Source organism: Massilia niabensis (genome assembly GCF_042655085.1).
Classification (GTDB): Bacteria; Pseudomonadota; Gammaproteobacteria; order Burkholderiales; family Burkholderiaceae_D; genus Telluria; species Telluria niabensis.
The window spans coordinates 215,160-236,970 of the sequence record NZ_JBHSMU010000019.1 but is presented as its reverse complement, the minus strand read 5'-3'; the positions used below and the strand labels follow the sequence as shown (position 1 = coordinate 236,970).

General features: G+C 66.4%; 23 protein-coding genes. 13 read left to right on the top strand and 10 right to left on the bottom strand.

All coding sequences use genetic code 11. The features are described 5' to 3' along the window. Positions 1–93: 93 nt before the first annotated feature. Positions 94–927: a phytanoyl-CoA dioxygenase family protein gene (locus ACFPN5_RS24390; RefSeq protein ID WP_379786443.1), complete on the top strand. Its 834-nt coding sequence runs from the start codon at positions 94–96 to the stop codon at positions 925–927. Positions 928–930: 3 nt separating this feature from the next. Here the strand turns inward: ACFPN5_RS24390 and ACFPN5_RS24385 are convergent, their stop codons facing one another. The 6 genes from ACFPN5_RS24385 to ACFPN5_RS24360 all read right to left on the bottom strand — a co-directional run bounded on the left by ACFPN5_RS24385 (position 931) and on the right by ACFPN5_RS24360 (position 6,356). Further along, complete coding sequence (locus ACFPN5_RS24385) at positions 931–3,855, bottom strand: response regulator (protein ID WP_379786442.1); 2,925 nt, start codon at positions 3,853–3,855, stop codon at positions 931–933. Then, the gene (locus ACFPN5_RS24380; RefSeq protein ID WP_379786441.1) at positions 3,852–5,030 is read right to left on the bottom strand and encodes an acyl-CoA dehydrogenase family protein; all 1,179 of its coding nucleotides are present in this window, start codon (positions 5,028–5,030) and stop codon (positions 3,852–3,854) included. Before ACFPN5_RS24380 ends, ACFPN5_RS24385 begins: the two co-directional genes overlap by 4 nt. Before the next feature lie 85 nt (positions 5,031–5,115). Next, positions 5,116–5,394: a hypothetical protein gene (locus tag ACFPN5_RS24375; protein WP_379786440.1), complete on the bottom strand. Its 279-nt coding sequence runs from the start codon at positions 5,392–5,394 to the stop codon at positions 5,116–5,118. 40 nt (positions 5,395–5,434) lie between these two features. Beyond that, complete coding sequence (locus ACFPN5_RS24370; RefSeq protein ID WP_379786439.1) at positions 5,435–5,704, bottom strand: DUF5985 family protein; 270 nt, start codon at positions 5,702–5,704, stop codon at positions 5,435–5,437. 2 nt (positions 5,705–5,706) lie between these two features. Continuing rightward, positions 5,707–5,964 (bottom strand): DUF5985 family protein, encoded by a 258-nt coding sequence (locus ACFPN5_RS24365; RefSeq protein WP_379786438.1) that lies wholly within the window; start codon positions 5,962–5,964, stop codon positions 5,707–5,709. Next, positions 5,964–6,356 (bottom strand): aldo-keto reductase family protein, encoded by a 393-nt coding sequence (locus ACFPN5_RS24360; RefSeq protein ID WP_379786437.1) that lies wholly within the window; start codon positions 6,354–6,356, stop codon positions 5,964–5,966. The genes ACFPN5_RS24365 and ACFPN5_RS24360 overlap by 1 nt, the downstream gene beginning before the upstream one ends. A 192-nt stretch (positions 6,357–6,548) precedes the next feature. Here ACFPN5_RS24360 and ACFPN5_RS24355 point away from each other — a divergent pair, with 192 nt between their 5' ends. The 4 genes from ACFPN5_RS24355 (at position 6,549) to ACFPN5_RS24340 (ending at position 9,761) form a co-directional block, all read left to right on the top strand. Continuing rightward, complete coding sequence (locus tag ACFPN5_RS24355) at positions 6,549–7,343, top strand: DNA/RNA non-specific endonuclease (protein ID WP_379786436.1); 795 nt, start codon at positions 6,549–6,551, stop codon at positions 7,341–7,343. Positions 7,344–7,370: 27 nt separating this feature from the next. Beyond that, positions 7,371–7,631, top strand: coding sequence for a hypothetical protein (locus ACFPN5_RS24350; RefSeq protein WP_379786435.1), 261 nt, complete (start codon positions 7,371–7,373; stop codon positions 7,629–7,631). 294 nt (positions 7,632–7,925) lie between these two features. Then, complete coding sequence (locus ACFPN5_RS24345) at positions 7,926–8,360, top strand: DUF2382 domain-containing protein (RefSeq protein WP_379786434.1); 435 nt, start codon at positions 7,926–7,928, stop codon at positions 8,358–8,360. A gap of 24 nt (positions 8,361–8,384) precedes the next feature. Then, entirely contained in the window at positions 8,385–9,761 is a 1,377-nt protein-coding gene (locus ACFPN5_RS24340) for a YsnF/AvaK domain-containing protein (protein ID WP_379786433.1), read from the top strand. Between the two features lie 102 nt (positions 9,762–9,863). Here the strand turns inward: ACFPN5_RS24340 and ACFPN5_RS24335 are convergent, their stop codons facing one another. Then, entirely contained in the window at positions 9,864–10,775 is a 912-nt protein-coding gene (locus tag ACFPN5_RS24335; protein WP_379786607.1) for a sensor domain-containing diguanylate cyclase, read from the bottom strand. A gap of 284 nt (positions 10,776–11,059) precedes the next feature. After that, entirely contained in the window at positions 11,060–11,998 is a 939-nt protein-coding gene (locus ACFPN5_RS24330; protein WP_379786432.1) for a sensor histidine kinase, read from the bottom strand. A 188-nt stretch (positions 11,999–12,186) separates the two neighbouring features. Here ACFPN5_RS24330 and queE point away from each other — a divergent pair, with 188 nt between their 5' ends. The 8 genes from queE to nadC all read left to right on the top strand — a co-directional run bounded on the left by queE (position 12,187) and on the right by nadC (position 19,723). Beyond that, entirely contained in the window at positions 12,187–12,822 is a 636-nt protein-coding gene (gene queE / locus ACFPN5_RS24325; RefSeq protein ID WP_379786431.1) for a 7-carboxy-7-deazaguanine synthase, read from the top strand. A gap of 52 nt (positions 12,823–12,874) precedes the next feature. Beyond that, complete coding sequence (queD, locus tag ACFPN5_RS24320; RefSeq protein ID WP_379786430.1) at positions 12,875–13,321, top strand: 6-carboxytetrahydropterin synthase QueD; 447 nt, start codon at positions 12,875–12,877, stop codon at positions 13,319–13,321. Between the two features lie 7 nt (positions 13,322–13,328). Then, positions 13,329–13,853, top strand: coding sequence for a tRNA adenosine(34) deaminase TadA (gene tadA, locus ACFPN5_RS24315; protein WP_379786429.1), 525 nt, complete (start codon positions 13,329–13,331; stop codon positions 13,851–13,853). 147 nt (positions 13,854–14,000) lie between these two features. Then, complete coding sequence (locus ACFPN5_RS24310; protein ID WP_379786428.1) at positions 14,001–14,933, top strand: alpha/beta fold hydrolase; 933 nt, start codon at positions 14,001–14,003, stop codon at positions 14,931–14,933. Further along, positions 14,930–15,868, top strand: coding sequence for a muramoyltetrapeptide carboxypeptidase (gene ldcA, locus ACFPN5_RS24305; protein ID WP_379786427.1), 939 nt, complete (start codon positions 14,930–14,932; stop codon positions 15,866–15,868). Before ACFPN5_RS24310 ends, ldcA begins: the two co-directional genes overlap by 4 nt. Positions 15,869–15,978: 110 nt before the next feature. Next, on the top strand, positions 15,979–17,580 hold the full coding sequence (locus ACFPN5_RS24300) for an ABC-F family ATPase (RefSeq protein ID WP_379786426.1): 1,602 nt from the start codon (positions 15,979–15,981) through the stop codon (positions 17,578–17,580). A 134-nt stretch (positions 17,581–17,714) separates the two neighbouring features. Continuing rightward, positions 17,715–18,848: a quinolinate synthase NadA gene (gene nadA / locus ACFPN5_RS24295; protein ID WP_379786425.1), complete on the top strand. Its 1,134-nt coding sequence runs from the start codon at positions 17,715–17,717 to the stop codon at positions 18,846–18,848. Positions 18,849–18,856: 8 nt separating this feature from the next. Further along, complete coding sequence (nadC, locus tag ACFPN5_RS24290) at positions 18,857–19,723, top strand: carboxylating nicotinate-nucleotide diphosphorylase (RefSeq protein ID WP_379786606.1); 867 nt, start codon at positions 18,857–18,859, stop codon at positions 19,721–19,723. A 52-nt stretch (positions 19,724–19,775) separates the two neighbouring features. Here the strand turns inward: nadC and ACFPN5_RS24285 are convergent, their stop codons facing one another. Further along, on the bottom strand, positions 19,776–20,822 hold the full coding sequence (locus tag ACFPN5_RS24285; RefSeq protein ID WP_379786424.1) for an alpha/beta fold hydrolase: 1,047 nt from the start codon (positions 20,820–20,822) through the stop codon (positions 19,776–19,778). 31 nt (positions 20,823–20,853) lie between these two features. After that, positions 20,854–21,747 (bottom strand): NAD-dependent protein deacetylase, encoded by an 894-nt coding sequence (locus ACFPN5_RS24280; protein ID WP_379786423.1) that lies wholly within the window; start codon positions 21,745–21,747, stop codon positions 20,854–20,856. Between the last annotated feature and the right edge of the window lie 64 nt (positions 21,748–21,811).

Sequence of the window (21,811 nt, the reverse complement as noted above, 5' to 3'; positions counted from 1 at the left end):
CTCCGGCTACCGGTTTTTCGCAGTAACATGAACCGCCGTAACATGAACTGCCGTAACGTGAACGGCTACCGGCCCGGACCGAAGGAGACCACCATGACCAGCCAGACCATCCCCGAGACCTACGACGAAGCCGCCATCATGGGCGGCCTGTACGGCGACGGCATCATCGCCTGCAAGGGCGCTTTCGAGCGCGCCTGGGTCGAGCGCCTGGGCGCCGACATCGCCACCCTGTTCGACGAAGCGCAGCGCCAGCCGGGCGGGGCGCTCGCGCGCGGGCCGAACCGCTATTACGTGGAAGTGCACCCGGAGCGCATTTCCGGCTTTGCCGACATCGTGTCGCACCCCTGGGTGGTGGCGGTCTGCCGCGCCATCCTCGGCCCGGACTACCGCGTGGTCGAAGCCGGCTTCGACGTGCCCGGCCCGGGCGCGCTGCACCAGCCCTGGCACCGCGACTTTCCCTCGCCGGAAGCCACGCTGGTGGGCCGGCGCCTCAACTCCCTGGCCTTCAATATCACCACGGTGGACGTGACCGAGGACATGGGACCGTTCGAGATCGCGCCCGGCACCCAGTGGGACGACCTGGCGGGCGGCGACCCGATGTTCCCGGCCCAGGAGCTGTGGCCGCGCTACGAGGCGCGGCGCCAGCGCAAGATGCCGCAGATGGGCGATATCTCGGCGCGTTCGGCGCTGACGATCCACCGCGGCACGGCGAACCATTCGAACCGTTCGCGCCCGGTGTTCGTGCTCGGCGTCGATGCACCCGATGCCCACAACGCGGACAAGCACGACCTGCAGCTGACCCATGCCTACTACGAGTCGCTCGCCCCCGAAGTGCGGCGCCACATCACCTGCCGCCTGGTCGAGCGGCTCGAGCCGATCGTGCAGGCGCACGCCATCGAGGGGCTGAAAATGGGGCTGACGGTGTAGGGCTCAGTCCTGACGGGCCCGCTCCAGCGCGCTGCCCAGGGCCTCCAGGGCGAACGGCTTGAGCAGCGCCTGCGCCGGCAAGCCCTCGACAGGATCGACTGCGCGGCCGGAGGCGAAAATCACCGGAAGGCCGGGCAGGCGCTCGCGTGCGGCCCTGGCGAGTTCGATGCCCGACATGCCCGGCAAACCGAGGTCGGTCAGCAGGATGTCGCCTTCGGCGAGCTCCGGCAGGGCCGCCTCGCCGCTGCCGAAGCCCGCCGCAGGGTAGCCCAGCATGTCGATCAGGACGCACAGCATCTCGCGGCCATCCTCGTTGTCCTCGACGACTACTACCCGCGAGGCCGTGGGTCCCGAGGCGACGGGCGCCGGTTCCGCAGCGAGCGGGCTTGCCGCCCCGTCGGGCCCTTCGTCGTCCGCCACGCACGGCGCCTGACCGGTGCCCGCCCCCGGCCCGGGGCGCGCGTCGAGCAGGGCACGCACCTTGCGCGCGAGCTCGTCGCGCCGGTACGGCTTGCTGAGCAGTTCCACCTCGGGGTCGAGGCGTGCCCCGTGCATCATGGCGTTGCGCGTGTAGCCCGAGGTGAACAGCACTGCAATGTGCGGGTGGCGTTCGCGCGCCAGGCGCGCCAGGTCCGGGCTGCGCAGGGCGCCGGGCATGACGACGTCGGTGAACAGCAGCTCGACCGCGACACCGCTCTCGAGCAGGGCGAGGGCGCTGTCGGCATCCGGGGCGGCGAGCACCGTGTAGCCGAGGCCGCCGAGGATGTCGACCACGGCCCCGCGGACGGCATCGTCGTCCTCGACCACGACGATCGTCTCGTTCCCGCCACGCACGGCATCGGCGCGCGGACGCTGCGGGGCGGCCACCATGGCCCTGGTGCGGGGCAGGAAAATCTTGACCGTCGTGCCGTGGCCGGGTTCGCTGTAGATCTTGATGTGGCCGCCGCTTTGCTTGACGAAGCCATAGGCCATCGACAGGCCCAGGCCGGTGCCTTCGCCCTCGGCCTTGGTGGTGAAGAATGGCTCGAAGGCGCGCTCGCGCACCTCGCGCGGCATGCCGGGGCCGTTGTCGGATACCGCCAGCATCACGTATTCGCCGGGGGTGGCGTCGGGGTTGGCCAGCTGGTAGTGGTTGTCCAGCGTCGCGTTATCGAGCTCGATGGTGAGCCGGCCCGCGCCCCCCAGCGCGTCGCGCGCATTGATCGCCAGGTTCAGCAGCACATTTTCGAGCTGGTCGCGGTCGACCAGGGTGCTCCACAGCTCCGGGACCACCCCCAGCGCAATCTCGATCGCCGGGCCGAGCGCGCGCCGCAGCAGGTCGTCCATGTCGCGGACGATCGCAGTCAGGTCGGTCGGCACCGGTTGCAGGGGCTGGCGGCGGGCAAAGGCCAGCAGTTGCGCGGCCAGCTTTCCGCCGCGTTCGACGGCGCCGCGTGCGCTGGCGACGCGATGGAGGGCGCGCCCCGTTGGCCCGAGTTCCAAGCTGAGCAGGTCGAGGTTGCTGCCGATGATCTGCAGCAGATTGTTGAAGTCGTGCGCGACGCCGCCGGTAAGCTTGCCGACAGCTTCGAGTTTCTGCGACTGCTGCAAGGCCAGGTTGGCGGCCTGCAAGGCTTCGGTGCGCGTCTCGACCATGTCCTCGAGCTCGGCCTGGTGGTGCAGCAGGCCGTCCTGCATCAGCTTTTGCTCGGTGACGTCGTGACCCTGGCAAAAGATACCGGTGATGCTGCCATCGCCGGCAAACAGCGGCTGGTAGACGAAATCGATGTAGCGCACCTTGCGTCCCTGCGGGCCCTGCTGCACCACCGGCATGGCGCGCCCGACGTAGGGGCGGCCGCTGGCGAAGACTTCGTCGCGCAGGCGCGAGAACGGCTGGTTGCGCAGGTCGGGGAAGGCCTCGTCCAGGGTATGCCCGCTATATGGGCGCGGCCCGAACAGCTGGATATAGGCACGATTGGTCATTTCGAACAAGTGCTGCGGGCCGCGCGTGATCGCCATGAAGCCTGGCGCCTGGTCGAACAGCGCCGCCAGTTCGCGCCGCCCTTCGTCGGCCAGGCGCGCCGCCGCAGCCTGCTGCGCGCGTTCGTGCTCGAGGGCCTGGTGGCGCTGGCTGACGTCGCGGCAGGCCAGCATGAAGCCGACCGCGGCGCCCTCGCCGTCGCGCACGGCCGAGCCGGACAGCTCCAGGCGAAGGTCGCGCCCGCACAGAGTGCAGTCGATCTCGGCATGCATGGCGCCGCCGCCGCTGCCTCCACCGGCGCCGCCGTCACGCAGGGCCGCCAGCAGGGCTGCCATTTCCGGCTTGTAGCAGGGCAGGTCCGCCATCGTGCGCGTCAGCGCGGTGCCGGCGTCGATGCCGAACAGGCGCGCCGCGCTGCCGTTCCAGTACAGGATCGTCAGGTCCATTCCCAGGCCGATCAGGGCGTCGTTCGACTGCGCCAGGAAACCCGACAGGAAATGCGCCGCCATGCGCTGTGGACGCGGGTCGTCGTCAACGCGGCGCGCCGCCATGCGCGCGTTGGCGCGGTCCAGCGTCGTGCGCAGGCGCGCCCGGCGCGCGGCGTCGCGCAGGGCCTCGGCTTCGACGCCGGCCCGGTTGGGATCATCGGCGGCCAGCAGGGTCCAGCGCCGGCCGATCAGGGGCGCGCGCTGGAGCTCCCGGCGCATCGCCGCCAGGTCGCCGGGCGCACGCAGGAACAGGTAATGCGCGTCGATGCCGGCCTGGCGCAGCGCGCGCGCCAGGCTGAGCGGGCCGGTTACCCCCGCGTCGAATACCACCACGGCCGGATGCGGCCCGGTCCAGTCGTTTGCCAGGCGTTTGCGCAACGCGGTCTCGCTAAGTGCACCCGGTGCGGCGCCGACGTGCAGCGCCGCCGGCACGTTGTTCGCGACCGCGTCTGGCGCGCCACTTACGGCGGGGGTGCTCACAGCAGCGGCAGGCCGAGCAGGCTGCGGCCGGTCCAGAGGCGCAGCAAGTCGGTCGTGGGCGACATGACGTGGCTGGCGCGGGCGTCGCGCAGCATTTGCGCCACGCGGCTGTTGTCGCGGTAGGCTGCGCCGCCGCAGATGGTCATGGCCTCGTTGGCGAGATGGACGGCGGTGTCGCCGGCGTCGGCCTTGCAGGCCAGGATGTAGGGCAGGGCGTCCGGATCGCCGGCGTCGCCGCGGCGCGCCGCTTCATACACCAGCGCGCGCGTCTTTTCGACCGCCATCCACATCTCGGCATAGCGCGTCTGGAGCGTTTCGACGTCGCGCAGTGATTCGCCGGAGTGCGCGTAGCTGCGGTTGCGCAGGTGTTCGCCGGCGGCGTCGAGCGCGGACTGGGCGACCCCGAGGTAGGTTCCGGCCATCGCCATCAGGAAGTAGGGCGCGACGACCTCGAACACATACCAGACCTGGTCGCCATGCTCGCCGAGCAGACGGTCGCTTGGGACCGGCGCACCGGACAAGCGCATGCCGCGCGAGGAATTGCCGCGCATGCCGAAGCCTTCCCACGGCGCCAGCCATTCGATGCCCGGGGTGCCCGCATCCACCACGAGGCAACTGAAGTCGCCGGCGTCAGCGCCGGCGGACAGCGTCGAGATCACGTACGAATCGGCGTGCCCACCGTTGGTAACGAACTGCTTGACGCCGTCCACCAGGAAGTCCGGGCCCGCGGGCGTGAGCGTGGTTCCCGGCAGGTAGAAGTGCGCACCGCTGCCGCTTTCCGACAGCGCCAGCGTCGTCAGGTGGCGGCCAGCCGCGATCGGGCGCAGGTAATGTTCTTCCTGCCAGGGCGTGGCCTTGGCGGCGATGACGGCGGTGCCGACGCAATGCATGCCGAAGCACAGCGCCGAGGATGGGCATGCCGCTCCGATCAGCTCGGTAGCCATCAGGAGTTCCCCAAGGCCGCCGCCGTGGCCGCCCAGGTGGGTGGGTACCTGCAGTCCGGCCAGGCCGGCAGCGGCAAAGGCCTCGAGCGACTCGCGCGGCCAGTGACAACCGGCATCGACCGCCGCGGCGCGCGGCGCCACGACTTCATCGACGATCTGTGCGAACTGCGCCTTGAGCGCGGGCAGGGAGGGGGAGAGGGATGGCTCCATGGGATGCGGGCGATGGGTCATGCGGCATTATAAATTGCAAACATTTCCGCAGCCCGCACTGCTGGACGCCAGCGACGGCGCCTGCCCGCTAGCGGGCAGGCAAGGCTCAGGGCGTGCCCTTGTTTTCGTCTTCGGGTTCGGTGTCGATGGTGTCGGGCATCGAATCGTGGATGTTGCCGGGCAGCTGGCCGACACGGCGGGTGTCGTCGGACTGCATGTCGAGGTTGACTTCCTCGGCGACCTCGAAACGGCCGTCTTCGGCCCCTTCCTCGCCCGGCAGGAGGTTTTCGGAGCGGTTGTGGTCGTCGGTCTGGGTCTGCGGAGCCTGCGGCTGTCCGCGTGGATCGTTCGTGGCCATGATGTCCTCCGGATGGGTTGATGTCATGGCTTCATTATTACCGAGCGCGATCCAGCCGGGCGCACGCTTACTTGCGTGGACCTTCCCGCGGCAGGTTCTTCTCCAGGATCGCCCACAGGATCAGGCCATACGCCAGCAGCCGGATCAGGTAGTGCAGGGGCGTATCCTCGCCGCTGGCGCGGCTCAGGGACGAATACAGGCGGTGCAGCCCCTCGATGAAGAAGGACAGGGCGAAATACAGGAAGAAGCGGTCGCCCGAGTTGCGCCAGAAGCGCAGGAAAAAGAGGGTAATGACAAGCGAGCCCATGCAGACGGCGCCGGTAATCAGGTCGTTCATGTCTATTCCTTTTCGTAGATCAGGCCATACAGCAGCAGCGACACGGCGACCAGTGCACAGATGAGCCTGGCCGGCAGGAAATCAATGTCGGGGAACACGATCTTGTCGAGCAGGAGGAACAGGTTATTCAGCGTCATCGCCACGAAGCAGGCGCCGCTCCAGAACAGCAGGCGGTAGCGCGTGCGGCGGTAACTGGCCAGCAACAGCCAGGCACAGGCCAGCGAGGTGAGCATGCACAGGGAATAGATGGTTTGCGCCATTACGAATCCTTTCGCAATCTGAAAGCGTCGGCAAACTGTTGTGCCTTGCGGTCGAGGGAAGAATGGATGAGCACCGTGACTTCGACCAGGTGACGGGAATACAGGTCGGCCAGCGCATCGATCCGTTCGCGCAGTTGGGGGGAGCTCGGCTGGTACTGGTAGCAGTCGTCCGGCGGCCCGGCGCAGCGTGCCGCCATGCCTGCGCGCGCCAGGTCCTCGAGCAGCGCCTCGGCGGTGCGCTCGCGTACGTACAGTCGCCCGGCCAGCGTGGCGCTCTGCCACTGCTGGGTCGGATTGGCGCGCAGCAGCAGGAGCGCCTCGAGGAAGGGCACGGACGGGATGCTGGTCAGCACGAAGCGCCGCAGGTCCTCCGGGAACGGGACATTTTCCATGGACGGTCGGTGTTTCCGATATGGAATGTTATGGAAGAGCCCGCAATTCTAGACGATTCCACCATACATTGCAGCAAATGCATGGTGCGAATCGTGCGGCGTCTTGACAGCTCATCCTTGCACAAGCGACCGATCGCCAGGTAAATCTGTGTCGGCTACAATGCCGCTTTGTCACATTTACCCTTTCTACATATGTTCCAACGATTGATGGCAGGCGCGGCCTTGTTCGCCGCCTTGCTGGCCCCGGCACTGAACCCGGCCCTGGCCGCCGGCACGGGTTGCCCGGACCATTACGCCGATGGCCGCGCTCCCGAGATCCGTAACCCGAAGCTGGCAACCGCCACGCGCGAGCTGTGCTATGGGGTGTTCGGTGTGATGCACTCCGGCGTCACCCGCACCCCACTCTGGTCGGCCGAAAACCTCGACGCCACGCAGCTCGCCTCGGCCCAGGGACTCAAGCGCGACAATGCCTTCCACGCCGAGCCGCGCCTGCCGCGCTCGCAGCGCGCCGAACTCGACGACTACGCACGCAGCGGCTTCGACCGCGGCCACATGACGCCCAACGGCGACATGCCCGACCGCCACACCCAGCGCGAAAGCTTCACGCTGGCCAACATGGTTCCCCAGGACGGCGACCACAACCGCCACATCTGGGCGCCGATCGAAAGCGCGGTGCGCAGCATGGCAAGAAAGGAAGGGCAGCTGTATGTGATCACCGGGCCGGCCTTCCTCGGCACGAACCTGCGCAAGGTCGGCAACGTGCTGGTGCCGACCCACCTGTACAAGGTGGTCTACAGCCCGCGCCAGAAACTGGCGGCGGCCTGGTTCACGGAAAACCGCGCGCGGGCCGACATCCAGGTCATTCCCGTGGCCGAGCTCGAACGTATCGTCGGCATCACCTTCCTGCCGTCGCTCACCCAGCAGCAGAAGGAGCGCATGCTGCGCCTGCCCACCATCCGCCAGAAAAAGCCGCGCCGCTTTTCCTGATCCGCCCGATCCCACCTGGAGTTTTCCATGAATGCGAAGAAAAAGGCCTTTGTGCCGTATGCGAACGAAGCCGACGTGGTCCACATCGGCGACCTGATGCTGGAGAACCGGCTCGACCGCATCACGATCTCGGGCGACGTCGACCTGACCATGGACGCCGCCGGGCTGGCGCACGCGCGGCGCCTGCAGGAGATCGTCAACGCCGTGGTCGAACGCCTCGAAGCCCAGGCGCTGCCCGACCGGCTGCCCCCGCCCGATGTGAAGACGGTCGAGAATCCGTTCGGCTGAGGCAGCGCGCCAGCGGTGGGCGGCGTCGGCATTTCCCGGCTCTGCCTCTCGGCTTTTCCTTTATTTACTTTCGGTTTTTCCTGAACCTCTTCCGTACCGGGTGGTGCGGCCGTTCGCGCCGCCATCCTTGCCACTTCCACGACACCTTTCGCACCCCCGCGTTTACCCCCTAGCGTGCCGTTTTTCCGCCGCCGACCGAGCTCAACATTTACGGGAGTCAATGGTGCGCTATGCCCCGACTGTTTGGAGTACTCTGAATTTGTCTCGCGCCAGCAACCAAAGGGAGCCGCATCAATGGCAGTTAATCCAGCTAATCCAGAGCAGTCAACAGGACAGGAATCCTTGCGGATTCCGGTCGTCGCGGAGCAGCTTGCCGTCGGCACCCGCACGGTAGACACGGGGCGTGGCGTCCGCGTTCACAAGACCGTCGTCGAACAGCCGGTCACCATCGACGAGGCCCTCGGGCATGACGAGGTGAATGTCCGGCACGTCGCAGTCGACCGCATCGTCGCGCCCGACGAGGTACCGGCCACCCGCTACGAGGGCGACACGCTTGTCGTGCCCGTCCTCGAAGAAGTGCTTGTGGTCGAGCGCCGCGTGCGCATCAAGGAAGAGCTTCACATCACTCGGGTCCGTCACGAGCGGCAGCACCAGGAAACGGTCGTACTGAAGGCCGAACAGGTGAATGTCGAGCGGTTCGACGAATCCGGCATCCCACCATTGAAGTGACCAATAGTAACTGGAGGAACCATCATGCAACATACCCTGATCGCCGTCTTTGACAATCACGCTGATGCAATGAGCGCCAAGAACGAACTGCTGTCGTCGGGCTTCTCCAGCTCCGATGTACGCCTGTCGCATGGCGACGAAACCGCCCCGGGCGGCTCGATGGCCGGCAGCACCACCACGACCACGACCAGCACCACCTCCGATAGCGAGCCAGGCATCGGCGCCAGCATCAAGAACTTCTTCAGCGACATCTTCGGCTCCGATGACGACGCATACAGCAACAAGTACTCGACCGCGGTCCAGCATGGCAACCACGTGCTGACCGTGAACACCGACAGCGAGCCTGAAGTCGAGCGCGCCGCCGACATCGTCGAGCGCTTCGGCCCGATCGACATCGACGAGCAGTCGGCGAAGTGGGGCGAAACGTCAGGCATGGGCGGCATGAGCTCGGGTGCGATGATGGGCGGCGCCGGCAGCATGAGCGGCGGCCAGTCGATGTCCCTGCAGTCCGACGCCGACCGCCTGCCGCTGAACCAGCAGTCGCTGAACGATCCGAACCCAATGGGCACCACCTACCAGGAGCCGATGGGCTCGCGTGACCAACTGAGCGTGGGCAGCTACGGCGCTGGTACAGGCTCGAGCCTGCAGCAGAACCAGACGGGTTCCTCCCTGACCGGTTCCTCCCTCGAAGGTTCGGCCGCATCGACCTCGCGCACTGACTCGCTCACCGGTTCCTCGCTGACGGGTTCGCAGCAGCGCGACACCGGCACCCAGGCCATTCCGGTGGTCCAGGAGCAGCTAAAGGTCGGCAAGCGTGAAGTCCAGCGCGGCGGCGTGCGCGTCTACTCGCGCGTCGTCGAAACCCCGGTCAACGAAAGCATCGGCCTGCGCGAAGAGCACGTGAACGTCGAGCGCCGTCCGGTGAACGAGCCGATCAGCGGCGCGGACGCTACCGCCTTCAAGGAGCAGTCGATCGAGATGCGCGAAACGTCCGAGGAAGCCGTCGTGCAGAAATCGGCCCGCGTGGTCGAGGAAGTCATGATCAACAAGGAAGTGACGCAGCGCGAACAGCAGATCCACGACACGGTGCGCCACACCGAAGTTGAGGTCGAGCAGCTCGCCGGCGGCGCCAATTCGAACATGATGGGCGACGACGACTACTACCGCAACCACTTCACCAGCACCTACGGCAGCACCGGCGGTTCGTACGAAACCTACCAGCCCGCCTATAGCTATGGCACGCAAATGCGCCAGAGCGAGATGTACCGCAACCGTCCATGGGACGAAGTCGAAACCGACCTGCGCAGCGACTGGGAAACCCGCAACGCCGGCAAGACTGGCTCGACCTGGGAAAACATGAAGGACGCCGTGCGCCACGGCTGGAACAAGATGACGAAGTAATGCAAACAGGGCAGGGCCGGTGTGGGTTGCCGGCCTCCTGAAACAGCAGCGGGCGCCTTCGGGCGCCCGTTTTTATTCAAGCCATCGCCAGGGGGTGAGTACTCAGGCGCCATCCGCCATCGGCAGGCTGATACGGTTGCGTCCGAGGTGCTTGGCGCGGTACAGGGCGGCGTCGGCGATCGCCACCAGGTCGCTCGCGCTGTTGTCGGGGCCGGCAATGGCCGTCGCGGCGCCGATCGATACGGTCACCTGCCGCAGCGGCGCCAGGCCGTTCGGCAGCTGCAGGCTCTCAACCCGGCGCCGGATGCGCTCGGCAACGATGGCCGCGCCCTTCAATGACTGGTTCGGCAGGATCACGGCGAATTCTTCGCCGCCATAGCGCGCCACGAGGTCGTTGGCCCGCATTTCGCTGGCCACCGCGGTGGCGATCCGCTTCAGGCATTCGTCGCCGCCGAGGTGGCCGTTAGCGTCGTTATAGGCCTTGAAATTGTCGACGTCCACCATCAGCAGCGACAGCGGCTGGCACAGGCGCAGGGCGCGCGACCACTCGGCAACCAGGGTGTCGTCGAAGCAGCGGCGGTTGGCGAGGCCCGTCAGGCCGTCGCGGGTGGCCAGTTTTTCCAGCGCCGACTGAGCCATCTTTTCGTCGGTCAGGTCGCGCAGGGTTTCCACCACCGCCTTCAGGCGACCGGCTTCGTCGAAGATCGGGCTGGCGTCGGCGGCGAGGTAGCGGCGCTTGCCGGCGCGCGGCATGTCGCACCAGGTTTCGATCGACAACTGACTGGTGGCCGCCTGCGGCTTGCCATGGCGCGGATAGATATGGCGAATTTCGTCGGTACGGTTCTGGATGACGAGGTCGGCCAGGGTAGGGCGGCGCTGGTCGTAGAAGCTGCGCCAGTGATCCTCGGTGCCGATGACTTCAAGCGCCGGCACCCCGGTCAGGCGTTCGCAGGCGCGGTTCCAGATCAGCACCTGGGCGTTACTGTCGAGGACAAAGACGGGCACTGCCAGCATTTGCAGCAACTGGTGCGTGAAACGCAGGTCGGCGTCGGGCGCCAGACCATTGCCTGGCGTTCCGGGCACGATGCCTGGTGCGGCAGCTGCGCCCGGCCCGGCCGCAGCTGCGGCGTTCGTCATGGCATTGGTTGCCGAACTCGGGCGTTGCATTGCTGTGCTGGTCATCAGGCGGCCTTTTCAACTGTTCGTTGAGCAATCTGTTGATTGCTGACAAGGTCCGATTCTGCAACCGCGACTCGTTCGCGCTATTGATGTGAAGCAATACTCACAGGATTGACTTCTCAGACTGCCAGCATCCCATGCCGCGTGGGTAGGCTCAGGGTGAGGCGCGTGCCGCGTCCCGGGCTGGTTGCCGCCTTCAGGCTGCCGCCGAGCGCTTCGATGCGCGGGCGTATGCTCGACAGGCCGCAGCCGCAGGCCGCGCCGGGTTCGCGCGCGGCCATGCCGTTGTCGTCGATACACAGCGTTGCCTCCGATCCACGGTGCTGCAGGCTGACGCTCACCTCGGTGGCGCTGGCCTGGCTGGAGATGTTCGACAGGACTTCCTGCAGCACGCGGTAGAGCAGGGCGTCGGCCTCGACGCGGGAGGAGGCGCCGTCGGAAGCGTTCGATGCGGCATCGAAGCGATGGGTGATGCCGGTCAGGCGCGTGAACTCGTCGAGCTGGCGCGCCATCGCAGTGTCCAGGCGCTCGTCGGGGCCGAGCGGGCGCAGGCCGTTGACCACGATGCGCAGCGAGCGCAGCGCCATGTCGAGCGTGCGGACCATGGCGCCGGTCTTCTGGTGCACCATCGGATGGATGCCGTTGCTGGCGACCTGCAGCAGCGACAGTTCGATCCGCAGCGACAGCAGCGTCTGGCCGAGGTCCTCGTGGATGTCGCGCGCGATGCGGTCGCGCTCGTCGTCGCGCATCGCATCCTGCTGGCGCACCACCCGCGACAGGACCGTCTGGGTGTCCTGCAGCAAGCTGTCGGCGAGCTGGCGGGCGCCGCGTTCGCGGGCAAGCTGGGCGGCCAGCTCGCGGCTGCGGTCGTCAGCATCGATGGCGCGGCGCAGTAGCAGGCAGATCGCGCCGCCCAGCCCGAGCAGCCACAGGATGGTGGTGACGGTGGAGAGCCCCGGCGCGCTTGGGGCGCCGGCGCCCAGTGCGCCCACGGCGCAAGCCAACAGAACCGCGAGGGCGGGGATCCAACCGGCTGTCCTGGCAAGTGCGGTCTTCATGACGCTCCTTTCCGACGGGTTATCAGAAATTTCCTCTAGTAAAGTTACCGCTTGTCGCTTGGGTTTATCTTGTCGGGAGTCAATACCTGTGCCGCATGGCCAACATGGTGCGATGGTGGCCAGTGGCGGCCGGGCCTCGGCAAGCCTGCCGCGGAACGGTATAATGGAGGGTTGACGAGAGGTTTACTGTGACTTACAGCATCAAAGAAATTTTCTACACCTTGCAGGGCGAGGGCGCCCATGCCGGGCGGCCTGCAGTGTTTTGCCGCTTCTCGGGCTGCAACCTGTGGACCGGCCGCGAGAGCGACCGCGCGAGCGCGGTATGCCAGTTCTGCGACACCGACTTCGTCGGCACGGACGGCGAGCGCGGCGGCAAATTCCGGGACGCCGAGGTCCTGGCAAGCGAAATCAACGGCCTCTGGCCGGCGACCCACGCGGCCAGCAAATACGTCGTCTTTACGGGCGGCGAGCCGCTCCTGCAGCTCGATGCCGCGCTGATCGACGCCATGCATGCGCATGGCTTCATGATCGCGATCGAGACCAACGGCACGCTGCCGGTGCCGGCTGGCGTCGACTGGGTCTGCGTCAGTCCGAAGATGGGCTCGAAGCTGGTAGTCGCGAAGGGCAATGAAATCAAGGTCGTGATCCCGCAGGCGAACCAGGACCTGGCCAGCTACGAACACCTGGACTTCGAGAACTTCTTCGTGCAGCCGATGGACGGCCCGCTCGCCGCGCACAACACGCGCCTGGCGATTGAAACCTGCCGTAACAATCCGAAATGGAAGCTCAGCCTCCAGACCCATAAACTCCTACAGATTCCCTGACTTTTCACTAAGACTTTTTACTAAGTCTTTTCACTAAGCTGATGCTGACCCGATGTTAACTATTACCCGCAAGCTCGAATTCGATGCCGGACACCGGATTCCCGACCACAAGAGCCAGTGCCGCAACCTGCACGGCCACCGCTACACGCTCGAGATCACCCTGGTGGGTGCGGTCATCCAGGCCGAGGGCAACTCGGACAACGGCATGATCATGGACTTTTCGGACATCAAGGCGCTCGCCAAGGAGCACCTGGTCGATGTCTGGGACCACGCCTTCCTGGTCTACGAAAAGGACGACAAGGTGCGCGAGTTCCTCGCCAGCCTGCCCGGCCACAAGACGGTCGTGATCGACCGCATCCCGACGGTCGAGAACCTGGCCCAGGTCGCGTTCGGCATCCTGAAGGCCGCCTATACCGACCGCTTCGGCACCGGCCTGCATTTGCACAAGCTGGTGCTGCACGAAACCCCGAACTGCTGGGCCGAGATCACGGATGCCTGATAGACGGATGCTTGATTCAACGCTGATCCTTCCCGACGCATTGACGGTCGAGGCCGCCGAGGCGGACGCGCGCTTCATGCGGCTGGCGCTGGCAGCGGCCGGGCAGGCGCGCCTGGAAGGGGAGGTCCCGGTCGGCGCCGTCGTCGTCAAGGATGGCGAAATCATCGCGGTCGGCCACAACCAGCCGATCGGCCGCCACGACCCGACCGCGCATGCGGAGATTGTGGCGCTGCGCGCCGCGGCCAGCAAGCTGGGCAACTACCGGCTTCCCGGCTGCGAGCTGTATGTCACCCTCGAGCCATGCGCGATGTGCTCGGGCGCGATGATGCATGCGCGCCTGGCGCGTGTCGTGTACGCGGCCACTGACCCGAAGACCGGCGTGTGCGGCTCGGTGCTCGACCTGTTCGCGCACGAGGGGCTGAACCACCATACCGAGGTCGTCGGCGGCGTCCTCGCCGAGGAGGCGAGCAGCATGCTGAAAAGCTTTTTTGCCGAGCGCCGGGCCAGCGCCCGCCGAACCGTGGCGCCCTAGCCGCGCGCGCACGCATCCGCGCCGTCATCGGCGCGAAAATGCTATGCTGGTTTCGCGCTGTGGGTTGTTACTGCGGCGCAGCCACGGGAGACCAGCCTTGCACCCAACCACACATCGGCTTCCTTCATGGGCGCCGGTCCAGATGCCATGCCAACGCTGACCACCAACGGCATCCGCATCGCCTTCGACACCGCGGGGGACGCCAAGTCCACGCCGGTGCTGTTGCTGCACGACCTGGGCATGCAGCTGACGGCCTGGCCCGAGGAATTCGTCGACGGCCTGGTCGAACTGGGTTTCTACGTCATCCGTTTCGACCACCGTGATTGCGGGCTGTCGAGCAAGTTCGACCGCGCCGGCAAACCCAATCTCGCCTGGAGCTGGATCAAGTCCCGTCTCAAGCTGCCCTTGCGCCCGGCCTACGGCCTCGACGACATGGCGACCGACGCACTGGGCGTGCTGTCCGCGCTCGGGGTGGCCCGGGCGCACCTGGTCGGGGTATCGATGGGCGGCATGGTCGCGCAACTGCTGGCGGCGCGCCACCCGCAGCGGGTGCTCAGCCTGGCCTCGATCATGTCGAGCAGCAGCCGGCGCGGCTTGCCGGGCCCGACCGAGCCTGCGCGCCAGGCGCTGCAGGCGCTGCTGCGTCCCGCCAACCCGAACGACGCCGAGGCCATCGTCGACGGATCGGTCGCACTGTGGCAGGCCATCGGCAGCCCTGCCTATCCCACGCCCGAAAAACAGTTGCGCCGCCGCGCCGCGCGCGCCTTGCGGCGCTGCTATTGCCCGGCCGGGATGGCGCGCCAGATGCTCGCCGTGGCGGCAGCACCCGACCGCAGCGCGCTGCTGCAGTCGATCGCCGTGCCCACGCTCGTGATCCACGGCGCCTGCGATCCGCTGGTGCCTCCGGACTGCGGCGCCGATACGGCTGCCCAGGTGCCGGGCGCGCGGTTCGAGCTCATCGAAGGCATGGGGCACGACCTGCCGGCCCAGCTCAACGAACGGCTGCTGACCTTGATCGACTTTCATGCGCGCGGTAAGATGGCGCCGGACTCAACACCGCGCCTCTTCGTCAAACAGTGACTACATCTCCCCTCGGCGTCGCCACCGTGGCGCCCGCCGGCTATGCGCCGGACCCGCTTGCCGTCGAACGCGGCATCGCCCGCCTCGAGGCCGGCGGCTGCCTTGTCCACAATTATTATGACCACCAGGCGATCCACCAGCGCTTCGGCGGCACCGACGAAGCGCGCCTGGCCCAGCTGTATGCGGCAGCCGACGACCCCGACGTGCAGTTGGTGATGGCAGTGCGCGGCGGCTACGGCCTGACGCGCCTGATGCCGCACATCGATTTCGAGCGGTTGGCGGCCAGCGGCAAGCTGTTCGTCGGCTACTCGGACATTACGGCCCTGCACATGGGGCTGATGGCGAAGACGGGCGCGCTCAGCTATGCAGGCCCGTTCCTGATCGACTTCGGCGCCCCCGAGCCGGTCGATTTCACCCTCGACAATTTCTGGCAATGCCTCGCCGGCCCCACCCACACGATCGGGGAAGCCGCATCCGGCAACCCCTGCGTGAATGTGGCGGGCACGATCTGGGGCGGCAACCTGGCCCTGCTCACGTCCCTGGTGGGCACCGAATGGTTCCCGCGCATCGCGGGCGGCCCGCTCGACGGCGGCATCCTGTTCGTGGAAGACATCGCCGAGCACCCGTACCGGATCGAGCGCATGCTGCTGCAGCTGATGCAGGCCGGCGTGCTCGAGCGCCAGCAGGCGCTGGTGCTGGGCGACTTTTCCGGCTACCGGCTCGGCCCCATGGACAACGGCTACGATTTCGACGCCATGGTCGCCTACCTGCGCGCGACACTGCCGATCCCGGTGCTGACCGGGCTCTCGTTCGGCCACGTCCCGCGCCGGGTGACGATACCCTTCGGTGCCCAGGCGCGCCTGGCCAGCACCGAAGCGGGCTTCACGCTCAGCCTGAGCGACTATCCGACGCTGCGCGCGAGGCCGCTGCCCTAGGAGGCTGCACCCCTGCGCCCCTGCGCAGCGTGCTAAAATACGCGGTTAAATTGCCAGATTCGTGTCAGATTCTGCGCCAGACTCCGAAAACTCCGCTAGAGGTCACACCAGTGCTAAGTACAGCCAATATCACGATGCAATTCGGCGCCAAGCCGCTGTTCGAAAACATTTCCGTCAAATTCGGCGACGGCAATCGTTATGGCCTGATCGGCGCGAACGGCTGCGGCAAGTCGACCTTCATGAAAATCCTGGGCGGCGACCTCGATCCGTCGGCCGGCAACGTCAGCCTCGACCCGGGCGAGCGCCTTGGCAAGCTGCGCCAGGACCAGTTCGCGTATGAGGACGTGCGCGTGCTCGACGTCGTCATGATGGGCCATACCGAGCTGTGGGATGCGATCGCCCAGCGCGACGCCATCTACGCCAATCCGGAAGCGACCGACGACGACTACATGCGCGCGGCCGAGCTCGAAGGCAAGGTTGCCGAGTACGACGGCTATTCGGCCGAAGCGCGCGCCGGCGAACTGCTGCTGGGCCTGGAAATTGCCAGCGACCTGCACCAGGGCCCGATGAGCGCCGTGGCGCCGGGCTGGAAGCTGCGCGTTCTGCTGGCGCAGGCCCTGTTCTCGAACCCTGACATCCTGCTGCTGGACGAGCCGACCAACAACCTGGACATCAACACAATCCGCTGGCTGGAAGACGTGCTGAACCAGCGTAACTCGACGATGATCATCATCTCGCACGATCGCCACTTCCTGAACCAGGTCTGCACCCACATTGCCGACATGGATTACGGCACGCTGAAGGTCTACCCGGGCAGCTACGACGACTACATGCTGGCGTCGACCCAGGCGCGCAACCAGCAGCTGGCGAACAACGCCAAGGCCAAGGAAAAGGTCGCCGAATTGCAGGACTTCGTGCGCCGCTTCTCGGCCAACAAGTCCAAGGCCCGTCAGGCCACTTCGCGTGCAAAGATGATCGACAAGATCAAGATCGAGGAATTCAAGCCGTCCTCGCGCGCCTATCCGTTCGTGCGCTTCGAGGGCGAGAAGAAGCTGCACCGCCTGGCGGTGGAGACCGAGGGCCTCACCAAGTCCTATGACCGCACGCTGTTCAAGAATTTCTCGATCATGGTCGAGGCGGGTGAACGGATTGCGATCATCGGCGCCAACGGTGCGGGTAAGACCACGCTGCTGCGCTGCATCGGCGGCGCCGACATTACCGGACTGTCCGCCGACCACGGCCGCGTGAAGTGGGCCGAGAATGCCAGCGTCGGCTACATGCCGCAGGATCCGACCGAGGAATTCCCGACCGACGACGTTCTGACCGACTGGATGGGACGCTGGACGAAAGAGGGCGACGACGACCTCGCCGTGCGCTCGATCCTCGGGCGCCTGCTGTTTTCCGGCGACGAAGTGAAGAAGTCGGTGAAGGTGCTGTCCGGCGGCGAAAAGGGCCGCATGATGTACGGTAAGCTCATGCTGGGCCGTCACAACGTCATGCTGTTAGATGAGCCGACCAACCACATGGACATGGAATCGATCGAGTCGCTGAACATCGCCCTCGATAAATACGAAGGCACCCTGGTCTTCGTGTCGCACGACCGCGAGTTCGTCTCCTCGCTGGCCACGCGCGTGCTCGAAGTGAAGGAAAACGAAATCGTCGACTTCCGAGGCACGTACGAAGAGTACCTGACGAGCCAAGGCATCGATTAATTTGATGCTCGTACGCGCGGCGCTGTCGACTGCGCTGCGCGACCCGTAGGGTGGACGGCTTTGCCGTCCACGCGTTCAACCGGCTGCTGCGCCACTGCACCGGTATTCCGCCATCAATGTGAGAACAACATCGCATGAACATCCTGCCGATCAAAACCTACGAATACGATCACCCGCAAGGCGGCAACGCCTGCACGGCGCAAGCGTGGGCACGTACGCCCGCTACGCCGACGGCTGCCGAGAAGCTTGAACTGAAAGAGCGCATCCGCCGTCTCCTGAAGGAAAAAGAGGCGGTCCTCGTCGCCCACTACTACGTCGACCCCGAACTGCAGGACCTGGCCGAGGAAACCGGCGGCTGCGTCTCCGACTCGCTCGAGATGGCGCGCTTCGGGCGCGACCATCCGGCCCGGACCCTGGTCGTGGCCGGCGTGCGCTTCATGGGCGAAACCGCCAAGATTCTGAGCCCGGAAAAGACGATCCTGATGCCGGACCTGGAAGCGACCTGTTCGCTGGATCTGGGTTGCCCGGCCGACGAATTCGCGGCCTTCTGCGACCAGCACCCAGACCGCACCGTCGTCGTCTACGCCAACACGAGCGCCGCCGTGAAGGCGCGCGCCGACTGGATGGTGACCTCGTCGATCGGCCTGGACATCGTCAAGCACCTGCACGAGCAGGGCAAGAAGATCCTGTGGGCGCCGGATCGCCACCTCGGTTCCTGGATCCAGAAGCAGACCGGCGCCGATATGCTGCTGTGGCAGGGCTCGTGCATCGTGCACGACGAGTTCAAGGGCATCGAACTCGACCTGCTCAAGGCCGAACACCCAGAAGCCAAGGTGCTGGTGCACCCGGAGTCCCCGGCCAACGTGGTGGCCCAGGCCGACGTGGTCGGATCAACCACGCAACTGATCAATGCCGCGCAGACGCTCGATGCGACCACCTTCATCGTCGCCACCGACAACGGCATCCTGCACAAGATGCGCATGGCCGCACCGGGCAAGCACTTCATCGAAGCGCCGACGGCCGGCAACAGCGCCACCTGCAAGAGCTGCGCGCATTGCCCGTGGATGGCGATGAATGGCCTGAAGAACCTGGCCGAAGTGCTGGAATCCGGCGCCAACGAAGTGTTCGTCGACCCGGCCATCGGCCGGGAAGCGGTGCGCGCAATCGACCGCATGCTCGATTTTGCCGCGGCCAAGAAGGCCAAGGCGCTGCCGACCGGCAGCCTCGAGCAGAACACCCGGTTGTTCTCGAATGTGGGGCCGGCATGACGACCTCATTGACTACATTACGTAATCCCCACGCCAGTTTTGACGACAAGCTGCAGGCGAGCTTCGAGCAGAACATCCTTGCGGCGCTGCTGGAAGACGTCGGCACCGGTGACCTGACCGGCAAGCTGGTGCCGCTTGAACCCCGCGCGAAAGCCCGCGTCATCGTGCGCGAAGCGGCCGTGCTGTGCGGCGCGCCCTGGTTCGAGGGCGTGATGCTGGCCGTCGACCAGGACATCGAGATCAGCTGGCAGTATGCCGAGGGCGACCTGATGACGGCGGACTCCGTGGTCTGCACCATCGAAGGCTCGCCCCGTTCCCTGTTGACGGCCGAGCGCGCCGCGCTGAATTTCATGCAGCTGCTCTCGGGCGTGGCCACGGCCACGCGCAAGTATGTCGAGGTGATTGCCGGCACCAATGCCGCCATCCTCGACACGCGCAAGACGCTGCCCGGCCTGCGCCAGGCGCAGAAGTACGCGGTGCGCGTCGGCGGCGGCAAGAACCAGCGCATGGCCTTGTATGACGGCATCCTGATCAAGGAAAACCATATCGCGGCGGCCGGCGGCGTGACGCGCGCCCTGGAAAATGCGAATGCCCTCGATGCGGGCGTGAACGTGCAGATCGAAGTCGAAACCATTGCCCAGCTCGAGGAAGCGCTGGCTGCAGGCGTCAAGTCGGTGCTGCTCGATAACTTCAGCCTCGACACCATGCGGGAAGCGGTGCGCGTGAATGCCGGCCGCGCGCTGCTCGAGGCGTCGGGCGGCATCAACATGGAGACGGTGCGCGCGATTGCCGAAACCGGCGTGGACCGCATTTCGATCGGCAGCCTGACGAAGGATGTGCGCGCGACGGATTATTCGTTGCGGATCGTCGGGTAAGCGGCAGGGGTTGAATGCATCGGGATGGGCGGGTTATCTCCGCCCATTTTTTTTACACTCCGCTCTCGCTGGCCCGCGCCAGCGCCTCCGCCTGCGGACTCCTCAATGCCACCGGTTCGCCCACCTGCGCCGCGATCGCATCGACCGCCGCCACCACCTGTTCAGGGTGCGCGTAATGCACCATGTGGCCCACGCCCGGCATCAGGTGCAGTTCGCTGGAAGCTTCCCGCTCTTGCAGTTCTTGGTGCAGCCGCTCGGACGCCTTAGCCGGGAAGATCACCTTGTCCTGGGTGCCGGCAATGACTTGGACCGGCACCTGCAGCCCCTCGACGCGTTTCGACAGCGACATGGCCGCGGGTATCATCAGCGCCGCGTCGGCCGCACTGGCGCGTACCTGCTTTGGCCGCAGCGCCATCCAGGGCGACATCTGGCGGAAGCGTTCGGACACCCGCATTGGTGCGAACATGTGCTTCGAAGTCAGCGGCCACAGCAGGCGCGCGAACAGCGGCGTGATCGTATGGCGCATCAGGTCGCCGATGATCGGGATCGCAGGCGGCGTGGCGAGCGGCGCGTCCAGGCGCAGCGTCGGGTAGTAATAACCCGACAGCAGCACCAGCCCGCGCACGGCGTCGGGCACCTGCAGGCCCATCGCCAGCGCTACCATCGATCCCCACGAGTGGCCGACGACGATGGCGGAATCGATTTTCAGTTCCTGCATCGCATGGTGCAGCAGGCGGGCCTGGGCGTCCGGTGTCCAGAGCGTGGTGCGCGGCCGCTCGCTGTAGCCGAAGCCGGGGCGGTCGAAGGCGATCACGCGGTAGCGTTCGCCCAACTTGTCGACCAGTCCGCTGTGCTCGAAATCGGTCGAATACACGGCATTGCCGTGCAGGAGCACGAGGGCCGGACCGGTGCCGCGCTCGAGATAGTGCAGGCGCACGCCGTCCACCTCGATGAACTTGCCGCGCGGCGGGTTGTCCTGCTCGGCCTGGGCGGTCTTGCTGCGCACCACCAGATAGGACGCGGCCAGCGCGAGGCCGGCCACGATCGCCGGCTTGCGCCAGCGGCTGTCGGATGTGATGCTGTTGAATGATCTTGTCAAAGTACTCCCCTTTATTGGATGAGGCCGATTGTCATCGGCGCGGAATTGGCGTGGAGCAGTGAGCCAGCATATGTGCCACCTGCGGCAGCAGGCGTTCGGCGGATTCCTCGATTTTCAGCGAGATCAGGTGGTCGGCACGGGTGCGGCCGAGGTTGACGGCGGCGATGGGCTTGCCGGCGGCCGTCGCCAGCCGGCAAAAGCGAAAGCCCGAATACACCATCAGCGACGAACCGACGACCAGCAGCGCGTCGGCCGCTTCCATCTGCGCTAAGGCGCAGGCCGAGCGCGCCGCCGGCAGGTTGTCGCCGAAGAAAATCACGTCGGGCATGAGGGTGCCGCTGCAACAGGTGCAGGCCGGCAGGTGGAAGGTCTCGATCGCGGCCGGATCCAGGTGGGCGTCGCCGTCGGGCAAGGGTATCGCCTCCGCGCCGGAGAACTGGGGGTTGGCGGCGACGAGCTGGGTTTGTACGACAGAGCGTGGCACGCGCGTGCCGCAGCCGAGGCAGACCACCGAGTGGATATTGCCGTGCAGCTCGAGCACGGCCCGGCTGCCGGCTTGCTGGTGCAGACCGTCCACATTCTGGGTCAGGAGCGAGCCGATCCGGCCGGCGCTTTCGAGTGCCGCGAGCGCCTCGTGCCCGGCGTTCGGGCAGGCGCACGCCAGCACCGGCCAGCCGACCATGCTGCGCGCCCAGTAGCGGCGCTGCACGGCGGGCGAGGCGCGGAATTCCGGGCCCTGAATCGGGTGATTGCCTCGGCGCACGCCGTCGCGGTCGCGGTAGTCGGGAATGCCGGACGCGGTCGACAGCCCGGCGCCGGTCAGCACCAGCGTGTTCGGATGGCGCTCCAGGAAGTGCGCGAGCTCGGCCGCGCTGGCGTCCGCGTTAACGTGCGATTCGTCATGTTGCGTAACACCTTCAGCCATCGTGTGCGATCCTCCATTCGGATGGGATCGTAGCATCGTTGCCGGGTCAGCCAGAGCACGATAC